At 70.7% G+C, this 20248-nt stretch carries 19 protein-coding genes, 1 tRNA gene and 1 pseudogene; 7 read left to right on the forward strand and 14 right to left on the reverse strand.

Annotated features, from left to right (window positions below):
• The 6 genes from MOJ79_RS17620 to MOJ79_RS17645 all read left to right on the forward strand — a co-directional run.
• Positions 1-1526 (forward strand): hypothetical protein (locus MOJ79_RS17620; protein WP_241925328.1); only part of this gene is annotated, 1526 nt, incomplete at its 5' end.
• The gene (locus tag MOJ79_RS17625) at positions 1523-2332 is read left to right on the forward strand and encodes a phage BR0599 family protein (RefSeq protein ID WP_241925329.1); all 810 of its coding nucleotides are present in this window, start codon (positions 1523-1525) and stop codon (positions 2330-2332) included. The genes MOJ79_RS17620 and MOJ79_RS17625, both read left to right, overlap by 4 nt.
• Position 2333: 1 nt before the next feature.
• Complete coding sequence (locus MOJ79_RS17630; RefSeq protein WP_241925330.1) at positions 2334-2567, forward strand: hypothetical protein; 234 nt, start codon at positions 2334-2336, stop codon at positions 2565-2567.
• Positions 2564-2791 (forward strand): hypothetical protein, encoded by a 228-nt coding sequence (locus MOJ79_RS17635; protein ID WP_241925331.1) that lies wholly within the window; start codon positions 2564-2566, stop codon positions 2789-2791. The genes MOJ79_RS17630 and MOJ79_RS17635 overlap by 4 nt, the downstream gene beginning before the upstream one ends.
• Positions 2775-4973, forward strand: a complete 2199-nt coding sequence (locus MOJ79_RS17640) for a phage tail protein (RefSeq protein WP_241925332.1) — start codon at positions 2775-2777, stop codon at positions 4971-4973. The genes MOJ79_RS17635 and MOJ79_RS17640 overlap by 17 nt, the downstream gene beginning before the upstream one ends.
• Positions 4973-5326 (forward strand): DUF2793 domain-containing protein, encoded by a 354-nt coding sequence (locus MOJ79_RS17645; protein ID WP_241925333.1) that lies wholly within the window; start codon positions 4973-4975, stop codon positions 5324-5326. The genes MOJ79_RS17640 and MOJ79_RS17645 overlap by 1 nt, the downstream gene beginning before the upstream one ends.
• A 515-nt stretch (positions 5327-5841) precedes the next feature.
• Here the strand turns inward: MOJ79_RS17645 and MOJ79_RS17650 are convergent.
• The 5 genes and pseudogenes from MOJ79_RS17650 to MOJ79_RS17670 all read right to left on the reverse strand — a co-directional run.
• A pseudogene (locus MOJ79_RS17650) lies at positions 5842-6030 on the reverse strand (MFS transporter); the annotation flags it as partial.
• Between the two features lie 205 nt (positions 6031-6235).
• Positions 6236-6454: a light-harvesting protein gene (locus MOJ79_RS17655; protein ID WP_241925334.1), complete on the reverse strand. Its 219-nt coding sequence runs from the start codon at positions 6452-6454 to the stop codon at positions 6236-6238.
• Between the two features lie 15 nt (positions 6455-6469).
• Positions 6470-6631, reverse strand: coding sequence for a light-harvesting antenna LH1, beta subunit (pufB, locus tag MOJ79_RS17660; RefSeq protein WP_210756938.1), 162 nt, complete (start codon positions 6629-6631; stop codon positions 6470-6472).
• Between the two features lie 356 nt (positions 6632-6987).
• Positions 6988-7064: transfer RNA gene (locus MOJ79_RS17665), tRNA-Arg, on the reverse strand.
• A 42-nt stretch (positions 7065-7106) separates the two neighbouring features.
• Positions 7107-7799 (reverse strand): glutathione binding-like protein, encoded by a 693-nt coding sequence (locus tag MOJ79_RS17670; protein ID WP_241925335.1) that lies wholly within the window; start codon positions 7797-7799, stop codon positions 7107-7109.
• A gap of 181 nt (positions 7800-7980) precedes the next feature.
• On the opposite strand from MOJ79_RS17670, the gene MOJ79_RS17675 reads away from it, so the two are divergent.
• Positions 7981-8553: a hypothetical protein gene (locus tag MOJ79_RS17675; RefSeq protein ID WP_241925336.1), complete on the forward strand. Its 573-nt coding sequence runs from the start codon at positions 7981-7983 to the stop codon at positions 8551-8553.
• 38 nt (positions 8554-8591) lie between these two features.
• On the opposite strand, the gene MOJ79_RS17680 is transcribed toward MOJ79_RS17675, so the two are convergent.
• From MOJ79_RS17680 to MOJ79_RS17720, 9 genes are all read right to left on the reverse strand, one after another.
• The gene (locus MOJ79_RS17680; RefSeq protein ID WP_241925337.1) at positions 8592-9809 is read right to left on the reverse strand and encodes an acyl-CoA dehydrogenase; all 1218 of its coding nucleotides are present in this window, start codon (positions 9807-9809) and stop codon (positions 8592-8594) included.
• A gap of 24 nt (positions 9810-9833) precedes the next feature.
• Entirely contained in the window at positions 9834-10925 is a 1092-nt protein-coding gene (locus MOJ79_RS17685) for a phosphotransferase (protein ID WP_241925338.1), read from the reverse strand.
• 1 nt (position 10926) lies between these two features.
• A complete protein-coding gene (locus MOJ79_RS17690) occupies positions 10927-11631 on the reverse strand; it encodes a Crp/Fnr family transcriptional regulator (RefSeq protein ID WP_241925339.1) in 705 nt (234 codons plus the stop codon).
• Between the two features lie 74 nt (positions 11632-11705).
• Positions 11706-12353, reverse strand: a complete 648-nt coding sequence (locus tag MOJ79_RS17695; protein ID WP_241925340.1) for a class I SAM-dependent methyltransferase — start codon at positions 12351-12353, stop codon at positions 11706-11708.
• Positions 12350-13552, reverse strand: a complete 1203-nt coding sequence (locus tag MOJ79_RS17700; protein WP_241925341.1) for a glycosyltransferase family protein — start codon at positions 13550-13552, stop codon at positions 12350-12352. Before MOJ79_RS17700 ends, MOJ79_RS17695 begins: the two co-directional genes overlap by 4 nt.
• Positions 13552-14277 (reverse strand): carbohydrate deacetylase, encoded by a 726-nt coding sequence (locus tag MOJ79_RS17705; RefSeq protein ID WP_241925342.1) that lies wholly within the window; start codon positions 14275-14277, stop codon positions 13552-13554. The genes MOJ79_RS17700 and MOJ79_RS17705 overlap by 1 nt, the downstream gene beginning before the upstream one ends.
• Before the next feature lie 150 nt (positions 14278-14427).
• Entirely contained in the window at positions 14428-15672 is a 1245-nt protein-coding gene (locus MOJ79_RS17710) for a hypothetical protein (protein ID WP_241925343.1), read from the reverse strand.
• Positions 15669-17486, reverse strand: coding sequence for an ABC transporter ATP-binding protein (locus tag MOJ79_RS17715; RefSeq protein WP_241925344.1), 1818 nt, complete (start codon positions 17484-17486; stop codon positions 15669-15671). Before MOJ79_RS17715 ends, MOJ79_RS17710 begins: the two co-directional genes overlap by 4 nt.
• A complete protein-coding gene (locus MOJ79_RS17720) occupies positions 17483-20098 on the reverse strand; it encodes a glycosyltransferase (protein ID WP_241925345.1) in 2616 nt (871 codons plus the stop codon). The genes MOJ79_RS17715 and MOJ79_RS17720 overlap by 4 nt, the downstream gene beginning before the upstream one ends.
• Between the last annotated feature and the right edge of the window lie 150 nt (positions 20099-20248).

The following is a 20248-nucleotide window of genomic DNA, read 5'->3' on the forward strand; positions in this document are numbered from 1 at the left end:
CAGCGCAGGAGGCCAAGGCGGGAAGCATTCTCGGCAGCTACTTCGATGATTTCTATTTCCGCATCCACATCATGCCGTCGAGCTTCGCGCTCGGCAACCTCGCCTCCGAGCAGACGCGCCAGCTCGAAGTCTGGAACGCTTATCCGCAGCCCAACACGCTCACACAAATCGACGCCACGGACGACGAAGGCATCTTCCTGGACGGCCCCCATCCTGAGCCGACGACCTTCGGCGCCACCGAGGCGCGGCAGTACGAGCTGTCTGTCACCACCGATGGCCCGCCCACATTCGATGCGACGTTCTCCTTCCTGTTCCTGTTCGGCACCGGCACGCTGCGCGTCACCGGGCGGCGCATCATCGGGTGGACGGTGCCGCCCAACTGGGAGCAACCTGTCGTCGAGCGCCTCGAGTGGCTGACCGATGTGCTTGAGTCGCACGCCGGATTTGAACAGCGCGTTCGCCTGCGGGCCGCGCCGCGCCGCTCGATGGAGTACCGGCTGCTCGTTGGAAACGACCGCGACCGCGTCAGGATGGAGAACCTGCTGCTGGCCTGGCAGGCGCGCGTGTATGCGCTTCCGGTCTGGACGGATGCCGCCATCGCGTCCTCGCCCATCGCCGCCGGCGCCACAACGGTCACCGTGGCCACGACGAACCGGGCTTTTGCCGCCGACGCACTCGTGGCCTTCGTGCGGGGCGCACAGTTTGAGCTCGCCGAGGTGGCGTCACTGACTGCCAGCAGCATCACGATCAAATCCCCGCTGCAGCGCGCGTGGCCTGCCGGTACCCGCATCGTGCCGGCACTGCCGGCCAGACTGCGCAACGACCTGCGCATCAAGCACGAGGCTTCGGCCCTTGCAGACGCGACGGTAGGCTTCGACTTCGAGGACGAGTGGCCGATCGACCCTGAGACGGCCGCCTTGACGTACCGCGGATATCCGGTGCTGCTCGATGCCAACGACTGGGCCGAGCCGCTGGACGCGGACTACATCCGCAAGACGATCCAGATTGACCACCTGACGGGTCGCCGTGCGGTCGATGACCTGTCTGGCGTGGCAAGCGTGCGCCGCACCCATCGCTGGCTGCTTAACGGGCGCGCAGCCGTCGTCGCATTCAGGCGCTGGCTCGCGGCGCGTGCGGGACGCCTTGCTCCATTCTGGATGCCAAGCGGACAGTCGGATTTGCGTCTGGCCGCAGCAGTCGGCGCCGCCGACACCTCGATCACCGTCGAGAACACCGGCTATGCGGAGGCCGTGCCGGCCGCAGTCGGCCGGCGCGACATCATGATCACCACCACCAGCGGGCAGCGCCTGTTCGCGCGCATCAGCGGCGCCTACGCGATCGACGACGACACCGAGCAGCTCGGCCTCGAGAGCGCGCTCGGTACCACGGTGCTGCCGCAGGACGTGCGGCAGATCTGCTTCATGCGGCTCGTGCGCCTGGATGCCGACGCAGTCGAGATCGCCCACCACACCGACGAGATCGCCGAGGCGGTGCTGGGCCTGCGCAGCGTGAGGGACGATCTGTGAGCCTGGACGCACGCGAAAGATCCACCGATGCCGGAAGTCCGGTCGAGCTTTACGAGTTCCACCGCGGCATTGCCGCCTGGCGCTACACGAGCGCTGCGCAGTCGCAGGTGCACATGGGATTCACATACATCCCCATGCCGATGCGGCGCGGCAGCCTCGAACGCACCGCAGAGCTGGGGCGCGCGGGTCTGCGCGTGACGCTGCCGCGCGACGCCGAGGTGGCCAATGCTTTCATCGTCGCACCGCCGGCAGAGGTCACGCTGCTGACGATCTACCGGCGCCACCGCGACGACAGCGAAACGCTCGCTGTGTGGATGGGACGCGTGCTCAATGCAGAGTGGCGCGGCTCGGAAGTCGAGCTCAACTGCGAGCCGTCCTATACGAGCCTTCAGCGCACAGGGCTGCGGCGCATGTACCAGCGCACCTGCACGCACGTGCTGTATGGCACCGACTGCAAGGTCAGCGCGGTCGCCTACAGGATCAGCGCGACGGTGTCTCAAATCTCCGGCAACGAAATCAGCGTCTCGGCTGCGGCGTCGTTCGCAGACGGGCACTTCGCAGGCGGCTATGCGACCTGGCAATCAGGACTCGTCACCGAGAAGCGCATGATCACCGCTCACCAGGCGGAGTGGCTGACGCTGTCGGCGGCGCCGGCCGGCCTGTTCGTCGGTGCGCCGCTGATGCTCTATCCAGGCTGCGATCACAGCCTGGCCACGTGCGCCACGAAGTTCGCCAACGCCGACAACTTCGGCGGCTTCCCGTTCATCCCGTCCAAAAACCCGTTCGGACCCAGCCCGATCTACTGACATGCCGTGGACCTACATCGCCGTCTGGATCGTCACCACGCTGATCCAGTACGCGCTGGCGCCAAAGCCTCCGAAGCCAAGGCCGGCCGGGCTGCAAGACATCGAGGCGCCAACGGCCGAGGAAGGGCGACCGATCCCGGTCGTCTTCGGCAACGTGCTCGTCAAGAGCCCGAACGTCGTGTGGTACGGCGACCTGCGAACCACGCCGATCAAGTCCAAGGGCGGCAAGAAGTGAGCGATGTGATCGTCACGCACGCCGACATGCGCGCGCTCGAGTACTGCAACCGGGGCGCGCGGCAGTGGTTCGCGCGCCATGGTCTCGACTGGGCGGCGTTCATCAGTGCCGGGCTGCCCGCTGCGCAGCTGCTGGCCACCGGCGACGCGATGGCGCATGCGGTCGTAGAGGTCGCGCTACGTCGAGCCGCGATGCAGGAGCCACAGGATGGGCGGCAGTCGTAAGCAAACGGTCGGTTACCGCTATCACTTGGGCATGCACATGGTCGTGTGCCACGGCCCTGTCGATGCGGTGACCGAGATCCAGGTCGGCGATCGTGTGGCGTGGTCCGGCAACATCACCGCCAGCGGCCGCATCAACGTCGACGCCCCGCAGCTGTTCGGCGGCGACAAGCGCGAGGGCGGCGTCTACGGGGCCGTCGACGTCGCGTTCGGTGGCGCGACGCAGACGCCCAACGACTACCTGCAAGCCAGGCTCGGCACGCCACAGCCGGCCTACCGGGGTGTCTTGTCGCTGATCCTGCGGCAGGTGTGCGTGGCGTCCAACAACCCCTACGTCAAGCCGTGGGCGATTCGGGTCAAGCGCTGCTGGCGCGGGTGGTATGCCGAGGAAGCCGAGATCATCGAAGATGAGGGCGCATCTTCTGCGAACCCCGCGCACATCATCTATGAGTGCCTCACAAATTCGAGCTGGGGCATGGGCTACCCGGCGTCGAGCATCGACGACAGCTCGTTCACGGCCGCCGCCAACAGGCTGTCCTCCGAGGGTTTCGGCCTCAATCTCGTCTGGACGCAGCAAAGCACCATAGAGCAGTTCATCCGCGAGGTGCTCGACCACATCGGCGGCGTGCTCACGACATCGCCGTCGACCGGGCGCTTTGTGCTCAAGCTGGTGCGCGCCGACTACAACCCAGCAGCTCTGCCGGTGCTCGACACGTTCAACGTCGTGGAGCTCGACAGCTTCCAGCGTGCGGCGTGGGGCGAGACCATCAACGAGATCGTGGTCGTCTACACGAGCCGCGAGACCTTCAAAGACGCCACGGTCACGGTGCAGGATCTCGCCAACATCCAGGCGCAGGGCGCGGTGGTGTCGCAGACGCGGCGATATCCTGGAATCACATCGCCAAGCCTCGCGGCCAGAGTGGCGATGCGCGATCTTGCGTCGGTGTCGACGCCGCTGGCCAAGGTGCGGCTGAAGGTCAACCGCAAGGCATGGAGCCTCGGGCTGGGTGATGTGTTCAAGCTCGTCTGGCCTCCACTGGGTATCGATAGCATCATCATGCGCATCGCGGCCGTCGACGCAGGCACGCTCACCGATGGAGCAATCAGCATCGATGCCGTTGAGGATGTGTTCGGCCTGCCGTCGGCCAGCTACACGGCGCCGCCGCCAACCGGCTGGGTCGACCCGACTCCGGAGCCGACGGCGGCCAGCCCGCGCCGGCTCATCGAGGCGCCGTACTGGGACATCGCGCGCAGCCTGAGCGCCGCCGACCTGGCCTATCTGGACCCGACCGACTGCTTCTTGCAAGCGCTCGCCGGCCGACCGGTCGCGGGCGCGCTCAACTACGAGCTCCACAGCAAGACCAGCTCGGCGGCCACCTACGAGGCCCGCGGCCAAGGCGAGTTCACGCCGCACGCGGTGCTCGCTGCCGGCATCGGCCAGGCCGTCACGAGCACCATCGGCTACCACAGCGAGGTCGACATCGACCTTGTGTCCGTTGGCAGCTACGCCTACATCGATGACGAGGCGGTCGCGATCACGGCGATCAACACCACCGCGAAGACGCTGACCGTCGACCGTGGTGTGCTCGATACGGTGCCCGCTGCCCACGCCGCGGGCAGCCGCATCTGGTTTGCCGACGGTTTCCAGGGTGTCGACCCGACCGAGTACGCAGCCGGCGAGACCGTCAACGCGCGCTTGCTCACCGTCACCGGGCGCGGCACCTTGCCGCTGACGTCGGCGCCGACCGATTCGCTGGCGATGAACCGCCGGCAGAATCGACCCTACCCGCCGGGGAACATGCGCATCAATTCCACAGCTTATCCACAGGTGGTGCAGGGCGATCTCGTCGTCACCTGGTCGCACCGCGACCGACTGAGCCAGACGGTTGGCCTCACACCGCAAAGCGCCGGCAACATCGGTCCGGAGGCCGGGGTGACCTATACGCTGCGCGTGTTCGGCGAGACGGGCAGTCTGCGCCGCACTTACACCGGGCTGACGGGGACCAGCCTGACCTACACTCTGGCCGACGACCAGGCCGACTCCGGGCTCGGGCGCCCGAACGCGCAGCTGCGCATCGAGCTGGACGCGACGCGCGACGGTGTCAGCAGCCTGCAAAAGCACTCGGTGACGGTCGATCGCGCCGGGTATGGTCTCAACTTCGACAAGTACTACGGAGGCTACTGATGCCCGCCACCACCGATCCCAATCTCGGCCTGAGCTACGGGTGGACGACCGGCGAGTCTGGCTGGGGTGCCGGCATGAACGCCAACCTCAAGCGCATCGGCGCCCTGCTCGGGCTGTCTGTGAAGGACCGCGACCTGACGGCGCCACCTGCGAGCCCCGCCGACGGCGACCGATACATCATCCCGGCCGGCGCCACCGGCGCATGGGCTGGCAAGACCAACCAGATTGCCGTGCGCATCGGCGGCGCCTGGGAGTACTACAGCCCGGCGATCGGCTGGCTGGCGTTCGTGGAGGACGAGAACGTGCTCGCCGTCTACAAGTCGTCCGGCTGGAGCGCCGGCGTCTCCATCTGACGCGGTTTGTACGAATTCCATGCAAAAGGCGTCTGAACAGGCTCCAGACGTCTCTCGCGATTTGCTTGGGGAAGCCTTGGGATTTTATGGCCTCACGGCCGTGAGTTTCAAGATTGCGAGTTCCGTGTTCGAGCCTTCCTTCATGAGGTTTGGCCATGTCCCAACAAGACATGTTCGACCCCCAGGACGAAGGCGGACGGTCATCTACACGATGACCATCCGCCTCAAGTCCGGGAAGGTGATCCGGCGGCCTAACGGTCGTCCGTTTCGCATCGTCGTTCGTCGCAAGAGCAAGCAGTAAGCGCGCGTGACGAACAGGCCGGCGCCGCGAGGCGCCGGCATCTCGAACCTTAACTCGTGAGTTCAACAATGGCATCGAACAGCAAACTGCCGCCCGGCACCAAGGCGCCCGCATCCGGGCAGTACCGCAACAACACGAGACGTTCTTTGTCGCATGGAATGCGAGCATGTCGCATGGAATGTGAGCATTCGTCTCATTTAATTTGTGCACGCCCAACGAGCGACGCGCTGACGCCGAGCTCGACGATCATCACCCGGTTGAGCGTGCCGACGAGCAGCACGAGCGCCATGCCGACCGACACCTGGAACAGCGACAGGCGCAGCAGGCGCGACAGCGGCAGCTCGGGCGTCGCGGCGTCGGCGAAGGGCAGGAACGCGGGTCCGAGACGGGCCCAGCGGGACATCAGAGCGCGGCTGTAGCGGTTCACGGACGGACCTCGACGCGATCAGCGATCGCCAGCCGGACGCGGCCGCAACGTCTCGCGGGCGCAGGCGTCGCGCTCGGCTGCGCGCGGATCACGGCAGTCGCGATGCAGCCACCCGGCCAAACACCCCCGCCGCGGCCGGCGGGCAAGGCGCGCAGCGGGGTGGCTGCGCGTCGGACGGCGCTTACGGCTTCTCGGCCGTCACCGACGCCACCGGTGTCGGTGGGGACTCGACCTGGGCGGCGGCGGCCTTGGCCGGCTTGCCTTCCCAGTACGCCTTCATCCAGGTCGTGTTCATGAGGATCGACGCGTGCACCAGCAGCGCGATCACGGCCACGCTGCCCAGGAACAGCGGCAGCCCCACCGTCGGTTTGACGACGCACCAGATTTTTCCGTAGATCATGTCAGTCCTCCGTGCCTATTTCAGCCACGGGCTGTAGATGAACGCCAGCAGGTGCGCCAGTGCGGCGAACAGACCGAAGATCTGCGTGCCCTGGATGACCTTGCTGTGCAGCTCTTCCGATTCCTCTTCGGTCAGCCCCGTGGGCCAAACCCGCGTCGGATCCGATTTCAGTGCCATGTGCCCTCCTGTCAGGAAGATCGAATGTGCGTGCGCAACCCACACGCGGGTACTGCTCCGCCGCCAATGGCACCGTTGGGGCACCACCGGATGTAATGTGCGTATTACATCACAACGTGTCAATAACAAGTGACAACCACGCGTGGCGCGCTTGACGCGCCGCAAGCCGCGCGCCGCTCGCTGGGGCCCGGCGTGGGGCGGCGCTGACGGGGCGCGACACAGCGCGAGGGCGCACGCGGCTGGGGGGCCGGGTGTCACACGGTGACGGCAGTGGCGACTGCGGGGGAAGGGCGCGTGCGGTGCCGCGGAAGTCGCCGCGTGCCGAAGGGCGCCCTCGCGCCGATGCGCGCCGACGCTGGCCTGCCCGGAGGGACTCGAACCCCCGACCTGCTGCTTAGAAGGCAGCTGCTCTATCCAGTTGAGCTACGGGCAGCCGATGCGGTGATTGTCCGGGAATGCGTGGTGCCGCGCAGGATCAGCGCGCGCGGTACTGCGTCGTGCCGAACAGCGTTTCGCGCGCCTTGTCGTCGACGAGCGGCTTGCGGCGGTCGGCGAGTACCTCGACGCCGCGCTGCACCGCCGGCCGCGCGGCGATCTCGTCGAACCAGCCCTTCAGGTGCGGATAGTCGTTCCAGTCGATGCCCTGGTTCTTCCACGAGCGCAGCCACGGGAAGATCGCGATGTCGGCGATCGTGTACTCGTCGCCGGCGATGTAGCGGTGCTTGGCGATCTGGCGGTTCATCACGCCGTACAGGCGCTTGGCCTCGTTGGTGTAGCGCTCGATCGCGTACGGGATCTTCTCGGGCGCGTACAGGCGGAAGTGGTGTGCCTGCCCGAGCATCGGCCCGACGCTGCCCATCTGGAACATCAGCCACTGCAGCACCTCGTACTTGCCGCGCACGTCGGCCGGCAGGAACTTGCCGGTCTTCGCGGTGAGGTACAGCAGGATCGCGCCCGACTCGAACATCGAGATCGGCTGGCCGTCCGGCCCGTCGGTGTCGACGATGGCCGGGATCTTGTTGTTCGGGCTGATCGCGAGGAACTCGGGTGCGAACTGGTCGCCCGCGCCGATGTCGACGGCGTGCACGCGGTACGGCAGCCCGCACTCCTCGAGCATGATGTGAACCTTGTGGCCGTTGGGCGTGGCCCACGAATACACTTCGATCATCGGTGTCCTCTCGTCGCCCGTTGGCTTCGGGCTGGGGCACGACTCTAGTGGAATGACGCCGAGATTGCTCGCAACGATCAGGCGCTGGCTGCCACGCCGGGGCGCGGACGCTCCGGTCGAGCTGACGCAATGGGCCGCCGCACGGCACTGCAGCTGCAAGGTCCGGCCCGGCGGTGCCGGCGTGCTGATCGAGAGCACGGCACCCGACGACGCGTGGCGCCTCGAGTGGGGCCCGAGCCAGCGGTCCTACATCGGCGGCGCCGAACTGCGGCTGCGCGCGCCGCTCGGCGCCGACGAGACGCTGCAGTTCGTCGTCCTGACGCGGCCGCTGATGCAGGCGCTCGAGACCGAGATCTTCGAGCAGTACACCGAGGACCTGCGCACGCGCGCCGACACCGCCACGCCCGACGAGATGCGCTGGCTGGTGCTGTACCCGAAGCTGACGTCGACGGAGCTCGGCGTGCTGCGCGACCATTTCGGCGCCGCCGGGCACCCGAAAGCGGCGCTGATAGACTGGCTCGCCGGCGAGCTGAGCGACGCCTTGGCGATGGCCGCCACCGGCTGGCTGCGCGCCGGCACGCCGCTGGCGCTCGTCGTGCAGCGCGGGCGGCTGACGCTGCGCACGCCGATGCCGCAGCCGCAGGCCGCGGCCTGCGACGACGCGCTCGCGCTGTTTCGCGTCGCGCTGCGCGAGGCCCGCGCCGTTCATGCCCGCTGGGCCGCGACGGGTTCGTCCGACGCGAGCGGCGCGTAGGTGGCGGTGCCGGCGAGGCCCGGCGATCGATCGCGGCGTCAGGCCGCGTGGCGGCCGAGCTCCATCTTCGCGATCGCGTTGCGGTGCACCTCGTCGGGGCCGTCGGCGAAGCGCAGCGTGCGCACGTGCGCGTAGTACTGCGCGAGCGGGAAGTCCTGGCTCAGCCCGCCGCCGCCGTGCACCTGGATCGCCCAGTCGAGCACCTGGCACGCCATCGTCGGCGCGACGACCTTGATCATCGCGATCTCGCCCTTGGCCGCCTTGTTGCCGGCGGTGTCCATCATCCACGCGGCCTTGAGCGTCAGCAGCCGCGCCTGCTCGATCATGCAGCGCGCCTCGGCGATGCGCTCCTGCGTCACCGTCTGTTGCGCGATCGGCTTGCCGAACGCGACGCGGCGCGACGCGCGCTGGCACATCATCTCGAGCGCGCGTTCCGCCAGCCCGATCGTGCGCATGCAGTGGTGGATGCGCCCCGGGCCGAGCCGTCCCTGCGCGATCTCGAAGCCGCGTCCCTCGCCGAGCAGGATGTTCGATGCCGGCACGCGCACGTTCGCGAAGTCGACCTCCATGTGCCCGTGCGGCGCGTCGTCGTAGCCGAACACCGACAGCGGCCGCAGCACCTTGACCCCCGGCGTGTCGGCCGGCACGAGGACCATCGACTGCTGGCTGTGGCGCGGTGCGGCCGGGTCCGTCTTGCCCATGAAGATGTAGATCTTGCAGCGCGGGTCGCCGGCGCCGCTGGTCCACCACTTGCGGCCGTTGATCACGTAGTCGTCGCCGTCGCGCTCGATGCGCGCCTCGATGTTGGTCGCGTCCGACGACGCCACCGCGGGCTCGGTCATCGCGAACGCGCTGCGGATCTCGCCAGCGAGCAGCGGCTCGAGCCAGCGCTTTTTCTGCTCGGGCGTGCCGTAGCGCACCAGCACCTCCATGTTGCCGGTGTCGGGTGCCGAGCAGTTGAACACCTCGCTGGCCCACGGCACGCGGCCCATGATCTCCGCCAGCGGCGCGTACTCCTGGTTCGTCAGGCCCGCGCCGTACTCGCTGTCGGGCAGGAAGAGGTTCCACAGCCCGGCCGCGCGCGCCTTCGGCTTGAGCTCCTCGATCACCGGCACCGGCGTCCAGCGCCGCCCGGCGCGGGTGTTCGCGTCGATCTCGTCCCAGTAGCGCTGCTCGGCCGGGTAGACGTAGGCGTCCATGAACTCGCGCACCTGGGCCTGAAGCTGCTTCGTGCGCGGGGAATAGTCGAAGTCCATCGTCGTCTCCGGTGTCGTCGTCGTTCAGGCCGCGCGCTGCGCGAAGGCCCAGCCCAGTTCGGCCAACGGCCGCGCGCCGGCCGCGGCCTGCTTCGCTTGCGCGCTCGACGCGGTGCCGTCGACGACGCGCTTGGCGATGCCCTGCAGGATCGCCGCGATGCGAAACAGGTTGTAGGCGAGGTAGAAGTCCCAGTCGGCCTTCAGCGCGCGCGGGTCGCCGCGGCCGGTGCGCTCGCAGTAGCGCGCGAGGTACGCGTCCTCGTCGGGGATGCCCAGCGCCGCGAGGTCGTGGCCGCCGATGCCGCGGAACACGCCCGGCGCGATGTGCCAGGCCATGCAGTGGTAGCTGAAGTCCGCCAGCGGATGGCCCAGTGTCGACAGTTCCCAGTCGAGCACCGCGACGACGCGCGGCTCGCGCGGGTGGAAGATCAGGTTGTCGAGCCGGTAGTCGCCGTGCACGATCGCGACCTGCGTCTCGTCGCGTGCCCCCGCGGGGATGTGCGCCGGCAGCCATTCGATCAGCCGGTCCATCGCCGCGATCGGCTCGGTGACCGAGGCCTGGTACTGCTTGGTCCAGCGGCCGATCTGGCGCTCGAAGTAGTTGCCCGGCTTGCCGTAGTCGGCCAGCCCGACGGCGGCCGGGTCGACGCAGTGCAGCGCCGCGATGACGCGGTTCATCTCGTCGTAGATGGCACCGCGCTCGGCCGGCGTCATGCCCGGCAGCAGCGGGTCCCACAGCACGCGCCCGTCGACGAACTCCATCACGTAGAACGCGCGGCCGATGACCGACTCGTCCTCGCACAGCAGGTGCATGCGCGCGACCGGCACGTCGGTGGCGGCCAGCGCGCGCATCACGCGGAACTCGCGCTCGATCGCGTGCGCCGACGGCAGCAGCTTGGCCGCCGGCCCCGGCTTGGCGCGCATCACGTAGGCCGCGCGCGGCGTCGTCAGCTTGTACGTCGGGTTCGACTGTCCGCCCTTGAACTGCTCGACCGACAGCGGGCCGGCGAAGCCGTCGAGGTGCGCCGCGAGGTAGGCCTCGAGCGCCGCGACGTCGATGCGGTGCTGCTCGGCCACCGGGCGCGTGCCGGTGTACGCGTCGGTGGGCGTGCTCATCTCAGCGTTCGGCAATCGCCATCAGCTTCTCGCGCGACAGCACGACCAGCCGCGTCGGCTCGATGCGCACCGCGCCCTCGCGCTCGAAGCCCTTGAGCTCCTGGTTCACGCGCTGGCGCGACGCGCCGAGCAGCTGCGCGAGATCCTCCTGTGCGAGCTGCAGGCCGATGCGGATCTCCTCGCCCTGCGCGATGCCGTAGCTCTTGGCCAGCAGCAGCACCTGCTTGGCCAGGCGCGCGGCCAGCGGCTTGGTGTTCAGGTCCTCGATGAGGTCGAACATCAGCCGCAGCCGCCGGCAGTTCAGGCGCAGCAGCGCGAGCGGCAGCTCGGGGAACTGCTCGAGCAGCTCCTTGAAGTCGGGCTTGCGCACGCACAGCAGCGTCGTGTCGCCGTGTGCGTTGGCGTCGTGCGTGTGCGGCAGCCCGTCGAACAGCGAGATGTCGCCGAACCAGGTGCCCGGCTCCATGTACGACATCGTGATCTGCTTGCCCGACAGCGACACCGAGCTGATGCGCACCGCGCCGCTGGCCACGCCGCACCACATCTCGGCCGGCTGGCCGCGCGAGCCGAGCTGCACGCCGTCGCGCAGCCGGCGCACGACCGCACGCGCGAAGATGGCCTGCTGCAGTGCCGGCGAGAGCTTGGAAAACCACGGCCCCGATTCGATGTTCTGGCGTTCGGCGAGTGTAAGCACCGTGTCGTTCATGGCTTGTCCCTGAAGCGACATTGTGCGACGCCGCGCCGTGGCGGCATGGCGCCGCCGGGGCGGTCAGGGCGGCATCAGGCGGGGCGTTCGGCCAGCGTCAGCAGCGCCTCGATCTCGACGCCGTTCTTGACGCCGCGGAACATCGTCTCGTGCAGCGTCACGAAACCGGTGTTGCGGAACAGGTCGTGGTAGGTGCGGATGACCCACGGCTTGAGCAGGTAGTCGTCGGTGCCGCCGCAGGTGTTGGCCAGCAGCAGCCGCCCGCCCGGTCGCGTGCCCTCGTAGATGCAGTGCGCGAGCCACGCGACGTCGAAGAACGGGTACAGCCAGCCGAGGTAGCAGATCGTCTCGGCGAAGACGACGAGGTCCCAGTCGCCGGCCAGCCCCTGCTGCCAGTTCATCACGTTGGCGACCTCGTACTCGACGTTGGCCGCCGTCGTGCGCTCGCGCGCCAGCGCGATCGCCGGCTGCGCGATGTCGACGCCGACGACGCGCTCGCAGCGCGCCGCCAGGCGGCGCGTGAACGCGCCGGCCGCACAGCCGATCTCGAGCGCGCGGCCGTAGCGCCGCCCCGGACCGCGGTCGGCGTCGAGCAGCGCGAGCTGCGCGTCGTACTTGGCGTGCTCGTACGGATCGGCGTCGAGGTCCCAGTGGTCGCCGTCGCGCCACAGTTGCTCGAAATATGTGCGCGCCTGCGCATCGGTCGTCTGGCGGTCGGTCATGGCTCGGCTCCCGGGGATTCGGCAGGTGGCTGTGCGCCCAGCGCGCGGTCGAGCAGCCGCGCGAGCACGCGGCGCGCGTCGAAGTGCGCCTCGACGAGCGCGCGCGCGGCGTCGCAGTGGTGCGCGTAGCGCGCATCGACCTCGGCCACCGCCGCGACCGCCTCGTCGGGGTCGCGGAACGCGAGCAGTCCGTCACCGACCGGCAGGTGGCGCGAGAAGCCGGTGTCCTGCACGACGACGGGCCGCCCGCACGCCATGTAGCTGACGCTGCGCTCGCTGAACCAGCCGCTGGCGGTGCTGACGTAGCCGTGCTTGGCGACGCTGAACTCGGCCTTCGACGCGCGCAGGTAGTCCTGGTAGACCCAGGGGTCGCTGGTCAGCGCGATCGGGTCGAGCACGCGCCAGCCGAGCGCGCGCAGGCGGTCGTGCGGCGCGGTCGGGCTGCCCAGCGCGACCTCGAAGCGCGCGCCGGCGCAGCGCTGCGGCATCGCCAGCACGTGCTCCATCTCCTCGGCCTTCATGCCGAAGGTGCGCCCGCCCCAGTGGCGGCGGTCATAGCTGTCCCACAGCATCACGGTGCTGAAGGCCCCGTCGGGCCGCGGCGGCGCGGGCTGCCAGCAGCGCAGCACCAGCGGCTGGCGCGTCGGCTGCCACGGCAGCCCGTCGTCGGGGACCGTGCAGCCGCTGTGGCCGATCGACTCGCCGAAGCTGAAGAACGCGGTGTGTGCGCGCGCGAAGCGCATGCGCTCGGGATCCTGCAGGTGGTCGACCTGCGTGAACACCGGGTCGGTGTCGACGAGCACGCGGCACGGGATGCGCTCGAGCCACGGGCGCAGCGGGTTGATGCCCGAGACATTGATCATCACGTCGGCGGTGCGGCACACCTCGGGCATGCGCTGGGCCGCCGGGCCGTACCAGGTGCCGGTGTGCGCGTCGTGGTAGGCCCAGCGATCGCCGACGCCGGCGCGCCCGAACACGCGCTGCGTGAAGGCCAGCCCGTAGCTCGCGTCGGTGTCGACGACCTGGCGCTGCGGGTCGTAGCAGAACGGCTCGTCGGTGCTGTCCTCGAGGTACCAGACGTCGTGGCCGAGATCCTTCAGCCCGAGCACGTGCTGCAGGTGGTGCCACGTCGGGCCGGCCAGCGGCCCGCGCACGACGTAGCCGAGCACGACGATGCGCAGGCGCGAGTTCGCGTCCATCACGCGGTGAGGCCGGCGCGCGCCGCGTCGGCGTAGGTGCAGGGCACGACGTCGCCGCGCGCCAGCCGCGCGCGCACGCGCGCGTCGCACAGCGTGCGCACTTCGACGTTGCGCTCGACGCGGTACATCGTGCCGCCGAGCGGGTCGTCGGCGTCGACGAAGCCGGGGTGGCAGCCGAACTCGGTGACCCCGGGCTCGAGCGCGTCGATCAGCTCGAGCAGGCGCTCGGGCGTGATGCCCTCGGGGTACGGATCGCCGACGCCGGTCTGGCCGTAGAAGCCGCCGAGGTAGCGCAGCGGCGGCTCGCCGCGCACCGGCACACCGAGCGCGCGTGCGGCGGCGCGCACGGCGCTGCCGACCGGCTCGAGCCGGTGCACGTGCTGGTGCGTGTCGAGGTGGTCGGGGTCGCGGCCGACGAGGGCGCGGAAGCGCTCGATCTGCGCCGCGATCTCGGCGGCCACCGACGCGGCGTCGTCCGGCACGTGCTGGTACAGCCGCACCCAGTCGCCGTCCTTCGGGATCGACTCCCACAGGTCGATGTGCAGCCCGAGGCCGAGCGCCGGGTGTGCACGCGCGTACGCAGCGGCGGCTTCGGCGGCCGGCTGGCGCACCATCAGGCTCGCGCTGGTGACGACACCGCGCTCGAACGCCTCGACGATGCCGGCGTTGATGCCCGGCGTGAGGCCGAAGTCGTCGGCGTTGACGATGAGCCAGCGGGTGTTCATCTCAGGCCCCACGCCCGCTCGCGCCCGATTCGCCCGACACGATCGATGCGCCACCACCGGTCGAGCGAGCGCCGCGGATCCGGCTTCGCCGGTGCGCAGGCGGTGCCCCCTCGAGGGGGAGCGCCGCAGGTGCTGCGGGGGTGGTCCGTTTCATGCGCCCAGGTCGGCCAGCAGCTTCGGCAGCACGACCTCGGCGCGGAACCATTCGTGCGCGATGGCCTTCGCGGCCTTCGCGTGGCGCTCGTAGTCGGCATTGATCGCGCGGATCGCCTCGACGGCCTCGTCGACCGTCGTGAAGCCGAACAGCCCCTCGCCGGTGGGCAGCACGTCGGAAAAGCCGGTGTCCTGCGTCACGACGGGCCGCCCGGCGGCGAGGTAGCACGCGCTGCGCTCGCTGAACCACGCGCTGCGCGGCAGCACGTTGAACTCGCGCGCGGCGGTGAACTCGGCGCGCGACGCGACGACGTAGTCGCGGTACGTGAACGGGTCGACCGACAGCGCCGGGCCGTCGGCGACGCGCCAGCCGCCTTGCTGCAGCCGCTGCCAGTGCTCGCGGTCGAGGCTCGCGGCGCCGCGGATCTGGTGCGGGTCGATCGCATCCGAGACCTCGGCGCCGGCCTTGCGGTCGGGGTCGTCGAGGTTGGTCGCGAGCTCGACGGTCTGACCCGCCAGCCGCGGCACGTCGATGAACTTGAGGAACTCGTGGTGCTTGCTCCAGCGCAGCGGACGGCCTTGGAACACGACGTCCTTGCCGTCCTGGCGCCAGTTGCCCACCGTGGTGAACACGTCGCGCGTCGGCGGCCCGGCGTCCCACAGGTCCATCAGCACCGGCTGGCGCAGCCGCGCGCGCAGCTTCGGCAGCGGCGGCAGCGGCGAGCGTGGCGTGCCGATGTTCTCGCCGTAGGTCACGGTGTCGTCGTGCGCGTCGATGTGCGCGACGGTGCGCGCGTCGCCGGCGGCGTACTTCAGTTCCTCGGCCACCGGGTCGGTGCCGAAGTGCACGAGCCGCCCGCACGCGAAGCCGTCCTTGGTCACCTGCGTCGCGCCGGCGACGTTGAACACGAAGTCGGTGCCGGCGAGCCACGCGTCGGCGTCGGCCGCCGCGGGGCCGAGCCACGCGCCGTCGCCCCAGCTGCGGCGGTACGCCCAGCGCTCGCCCATGCCGAAGCGCGGCATCACGCGCGCCAGGTACGCCAGCGTGTACGACGCGTCGTCGACGCGCGCGCCGCGCTCGACGTCGTACGGCCACGCCGACGTCGTCTCGACGTAGCGCACGTCGTGACCCAGGCGCAGCAGGCCGGCAGCGATTTGCAGGTGCATCCATGCCATGCCGGCGAACGGGTCGGCGCCCATCGTGCCGAGCACGGCGATGCGCAGCGACGAGGTCCGCGTCATGCCGCCTCCGCGGGCTGGGCGTCGCGCGCGGTGTGCACCGCGGGCATCTCGTGCGCGAGGCCGCGGTTGGCCAGCAGCGGCTGTGACGCCTCGACGCTGGCCGGCACCAGCCGCCCGTCCTCGACGGCGTAGACGGCGTCGCAGTGCGCCAGCGTCGCGAGCCGGTGCGCGACGATAAAGGTCGTGCGCCCGGCCATCAGGCGCTCCATCGCGTCGATGATCGCCGCCTCGGTGTGCACGTCGACCGAGCTCGTCGGCTCGTCGAGGATCAGGATCGGCGCGTCCTTCAGGAACGCGCGCGCGAGCGCGATGCGCTGGCGCTGCCCGCCCGAGAGCATCATCCCGCGCTCGCCGACCTGCGTCGCGTAGCCGTCGGGCAGCGCGGCGATGAAGTCGTGCGCGTTGGCCGCGCGCGCAGCGGCCTCGATCTCGGCGGGCGTCGCGTCGGGGCGGCCGTAGGCGATGTTCTCGGCGATCGTCGTCGAGAACAGCACCGGCTCCTGCAGCACGATCGCGAACTGGCGCCGCAGGTCGGCGAGCCGCCAGTCGCGCAGGTCGACGCCGTCGAGGCGCACCGAGCCGGCCGTCGGGTCCTGGAAGCGCGTGAGCAGGTTCATCAGCGTCGTCTTGCCGGCACCGGTGCGCCCGACGATGCCCACGCGCGCGCCCGCCGGCACGTGCACCGACGCGCCCTTGATCACTTCGGCGCCGCCCGGGTAGGCGAAGTGCACGTCGCGCAGCTCGATCTCGCCGCGCGCGCGCGCGAGCGGCTTCGCGTCGGGGCGGTCGGCCACGTCGACCTGCTCGTCGAGCAGCGCGAACGCGCGCTCGCAGCTGGCCAGCGCGCTCTGCATCTCGGAGACCTTCGACGTCAGCATCTCCAGCGGCGCGTACAGCTGCGCGAGGTAGGCCATCACCATCGTCAGCTGGCCCAGCGTCAGCGTGCCGGCCTGCACGCTGCGCACGCCGATCCACAGCGCCGCCGCGGTGCCGGTGGCCAGCACGAGCGCAGTCAGCGTGTAGAACACGATCTGCGCGCGCACGACCGCCAGGTTCGCGCGCACCTCGCGGGTCGAGCGCTCGACGAAGCGCGTCTCCTCGCGCTGCTCCTGCCCGAAGGCCTTGACGACGCGCAGGGCGCCCAGCGACTCCATCAGCACCGACTGCACCGAGCTCTCGAGCTCCTTCTGGCGGTGCCAGCGTGCACGCACCGCGCGGCCGAAGACGTGCGTCAGCGCGACCAGGGCCGGCATCACCGCGAGCGCGACCAGCGCGAGCTCGGCATCCATCGCCCACATCACCGCGGTGATGCCCGCCAGCGTGCCGGCGGCGGTCAGCAGCGGCGTCAGGCCGTGGATCGCGAACCACTGCACCGACGCAGCGTCGTACTGGATGCGGTACAGCGAGTCGGCGGTGCCGCGCTGGTCGTGGTACGTCATCGACAGGCGCTGCACCTGGCGGAACAGGTCGGCGCGGAACGCCAGCACGATGCGCTCGCCGGTCCACGCCTGCAGCAGCCACGAGCCGTTGCGCTGGATCTGCGTCAGCAGCGCCAGCGCGACGACGAGCACGACGGCCAGCGCGAGCGCGACGCCGGCGCCGCCCTCGGGCAGCCAGGCCGCCGCCCACGCCGGCAGCGGCTGCCCGCCGATCGCGTTGTCGACGGCGACCTTCAGCGGCAGCGGCGTCAGCAGCGCCAGCGGCACCGCGACGAGGTCGACGGCGATGATCAGCGCGAGCAGCCCCCAGTACGGGCGCAGGTGGCGCGCCAGGCGCCGCACCATGCCGCGCGCGTCGGCGGGTTTGTCGCTCACGCGCCGCGCTCCTGCACCGAGGCCCCGGCGAGCCGCGTCGGCGCGCCCTGCGGGCCGGCCTGCGCGGCGACGTCGTGGCAGGCCACGGTCCACGCGTCGCGCGCGTGCGCCTGGTCGCGCTGCGTGCGCCAGGCCAGCGCCGCGGCGGCGGCGGCGAGCACGGCGGCGGCCACCGGGCCGCCGGTCAGCGCCGCGGCCAGTGCGAGGCCTGCGCAACCCCACGTGGTGGCGCGCACCACCCACGGCGCATGCGCGTCGGCGCGCAGCCGCACGAGCTGCCGGCCGGCACCGTGCTCCTCGACGGCGAAGCGCGCACGCAGCGCGCCTTGCAGGCCGCCGCGGATCTCGAGGTCCCACTCGTCGGTCGCGCCGCCGCGGCGCACGACGAGCCCGGCGGTGCGCAGCGCCGACTCGAACGTCTCGATCCAGGCCTCGGGCGCGCGCCAGGTCTCGCTCCAGATCTGCGCCGGTGCCGTGCCGCCGCCGCTGACGCGGCCGCGCCGGCGCCATGGCGTCAGCCCGTGCTGGCGCCGCCCGATCAGCCGCGCGATCGGCTGCTGCAGGTGCATGAAGAACACCAGCGCGCGGCGCCGCCAGGCCTCGGCAGCGCTCGCGGCCGGGCGCGGGAACGTCGCGCGGGCGGCCGCCATCGCGGCCTGCACGAGCGGCGCGGCCAGCGCCAGCGCCCACAGCGGCAGCAGCGCGAACAGCGGCGGCCACGAGAAGCCGAGCAGCACCGCCACCGTCAGCGCCGCGACGAGGTACCACCACTCGGGCATCAGCGGCAGCGCGAGCAGCGTCGTCGGCCGCGGCGCGTACAGCGACTGGTACGCCGCCGAGCCCCACACGCCGCCGTAGATGCGCGAGCGCCCGGACGGGATCGGCAGCGTGAAGCCGCGTCCGTACAGCTGGCCGCCCCACGACAGGTGCCCCAGCGCGTTGTAGCGCTCGGGCCACTTTTCCTCGAGCAGCGCCTCGGCCTTGCCGTAGCCCTTCTGCTGGCGCCAGTACATCGTGAGGCTGTTGCGGCGGTGGTGCCAGTCCATCGCGCCGGCGTGGAAGCCGATCCGGCCGCCGCGCTGCTGCAGCCGCCAGCACAGGTCGACGTCGTCGCCGGCGGCGCGGTAGCGCACGTCGAAGCCGTCGATCGCCGCCAGCGCGTCGCGCCGGAACGCCATGTTGCAGCCGGGCACGTGCTCGGCCTCGACGTCGGTCACGAGCACCTGCACCGGGCCGCCGGGCGCGTTGGCCACGCCGTCGGCGATCGGCCCGTCGTGCGGCGGCGCGATGTTGGGACCGCCGACGCCGACCCAGTCGCCGGTCGCGAAGCGCCACACGAGGTAGTGCAGCCAGTGCGGGTCGGGGTACGCGTCGTCGTCGATGTAGGCGACGATCTCGCCGCGCGCCTGCTGCCAACCGGTGTTGCGCGCGGCCGACAGGCCGCGGTTCTCGGTGCTGATCAGCCGCACCTCGGGGTACTCGGCGGCGATGGCCGGCGTCGCGTCGGTCGAACCGTCGTTGACGACGATGACCTCGTAGTCGGGGTAGGCGAGCGTGCGGCAGCCTTCGAGCGTGTCGCGGATCGTGCGGCTGCCGTTGTAGCTGCAGCACACGATGCTGACCTTGGGCCACGGCCGCGGCGCCTGGCCGGGCACGCGCAGCTCGGCCGGGAACGGCACGTCCGCGAACGCCGCGCTGACCGCGGCGAGTGCCGGTTTGGGCTCGCGCGCGCGCGTGACCAGGCCGAAGTCCCAGTCGAGGATCTCGTGCCCGCCGCGGTGCCACTCGTCGGTCCACGCGAACACGAAGGCGCCGGCGCAGCCGGCAGCGAACGCGCCGCGCACCTGCCACGCGAGGCTCTCGGCCTGCTTGTCGGGGCCGTTGCGGCGGCTGTCCAGCCCGATTTCGGCCATCACGAGCGGCTTCTCGCCGGCGAGGTTCTGCAGCCGTGCGAGGTAGGCGTCGAAGCGCTCGGGCTGCTCGAGGTAGACGTTGAAGCAGTGGAAGTCGACGAACGGCAGCCGCAGGTACTCGGTGGTCGGGAAGTTGACGTAGGTGACGAGCGCGTCCGGGTCCTCGGCCTTGACGGCGTCGTACAGCCGCTCGAGGAAGCGCTCGACGCGCCGGGCGCCGTGCCAGCGCACGATGGACGCCGGGATCTCGTTGCCGATTGCGAACGCGAGCAGCGCCGGGTGGCCGGCGATGCCGCGCGCGCCCTCACGCACGCGCCGCACGATGTCGTCGACGCGGCCGCGCTCGTCGAGGAACGCGACGTGCTGCTCCCACGGCAGCCCGGCCATGACACGCAGGCCGTGGCGCTGTGCGGCGTCGAGCAGCCGCCGCGGCGGCACCGTGTAGACGCGCACGGCGTTGACGCCGGCGGCGCGCATCGCGGCGAAGTCGCGCTCGAGCACCGCGTCGGGCGGGCAGTCGGTGCCGTCGGGCTGCGGACCGAAGGTGCCGTAGGTCACGCCGCGCACCCACAGCTTGGCGGGGCCGACGGCGAGGAACTTGCCGTTGACGCGCGGCCGCGCGTCGAAGCCGGGCTCGACGTCGGCGCGCAGCAGCGTCGACGCCGCCGCCGGCGTCAGGTCGGGATGTAGCGCGTTCATGCTTGGGGCGGATGCGCGGCGTGCCAGCGCAGCGCCGTGCGCACGATCGTGTCGAGCGAGGAGTACTCCGGGCGCCAGCCCAGCACCTCGGCGGCGCGGCCGGGGGCGGCCACGAGCGCCGGCGGGTCGCCGGCGCGGCGCGGCGCGTCG

This window comes from Calidifontimicrobium sp. SYSU G02091 (assembly GCF_022631395.1).
In the GTDB taxonomy this organism is placed as follows: Bacteria; Pseudomonadota; Gammaproteobacteria; order Burkholderiales; family Burkholderiaceae_C; genus Calidifontimicrobium; species Calidifontimicrobium sediminis.

Excerpts from the sequence above, each read along its gene's own strand:
- MOJ79_RS17630 (WP_241925330.1), top strand. The coding sequence starts at position 2,334 with ATGCCGTGGACCTACATCGCCGTCTGGATCGTCACCACGCTGATCCAG.
- MOJ79_RS17640 (WP_241925332.1), top strand. The coding sequence starts at position 2,775 with ATGGGCGGCAGTCGTAAGCAAACGGTCGGTTACCGCTATCACTTGGGC.
- MOJ79_RS17645 (WP_241925333.1), top strand. The coding sequence starts at position 4,973 with ATGCCCGCCACCACCGATCCCAATCTCGGCCTGAGCTACGGGTGGACG.
- MOJ79_RS17655 (WP_241925334.1), bottom strand. The coding sequence starts at position 6,454 with ATGATCTACGGAAAAATCTGGTGCGTCGTCAAACCGACGGTGGGGCTG.
- pufB (WP_210756938.1), bottom strand. The coding sequence starts at position 6,631 with ATGGCACTGAAATCGGATCCGACGCGGGTTTGGCCCACGGGGCTGACC.
- MOJ79_RS17670 (WP_241925335.1), bottom strand. The coding sequence starts at position 7,799 with ATGATCGAAGTGTATTCGTGGGCCACGCCCAACGGCCACAAGGTTCAC.
- MOJ79_RS17680 (WP_241925337.1), bottom strand. The coding sequence starts at position 9,809 with ATGGACTTCGACTATTCCCCGCGCACGAAGCAGCTTCAGGCCCAGGTG.
- MOJ79_RS17685 (WP_241925338.1), bottom strand. The coding sequence starts at position 10,925 with ATGAGCACGCCCACCGACGCGTACACCGGCACGCGCCCGGTGGCCGAG.
- MOJ79_RS17690 (WP_241925339.1), bottom strand. The coding sequence starts at position 11,631 with ATGAACGACACGGTGCTTACACTCGCCGAACGCCAGAACATCGAATCG.
- MOJ79_RS17695 (WP_241925340.1), bottom strand. The coding sequence starts at position 12,353 with ATGACCGACCGCCAGACGACCGATGCGCAGGCGCGCACATATTTCGAG.
- MOJ79_RS17700 (WP_241925341.1), bottom strand. The coding sequence starts at position 13,552 with ATGGACGCGAACTCGCGCCTGCGCATCGTCGTGCTCGGCTACGTCGTG.
- MOJ79_RS17705 (WP_241925342.1), bottom strand. The coding sequence starts at position 14,277 with ATGAACACCCGCTGGCTCATCGTCAACGCCGACGACTTCGGCCTCACG.
- MOJ79_RS17710 (WP_241925343.1), bottom strand. The coding sequence starts at position 15,672 with ATGACGCGGACCTCGTCGCTGCGCATCGCCGTGCTCGGCACGATGGGC.
- MOJ79_RS17720 (WP_241925345.1), bottom strand. The coding sequence starts at position 20,098 with ATGAACGCGCTACATCCCGACCTGACGCCGGCGGCGGCGTCGACGCTG.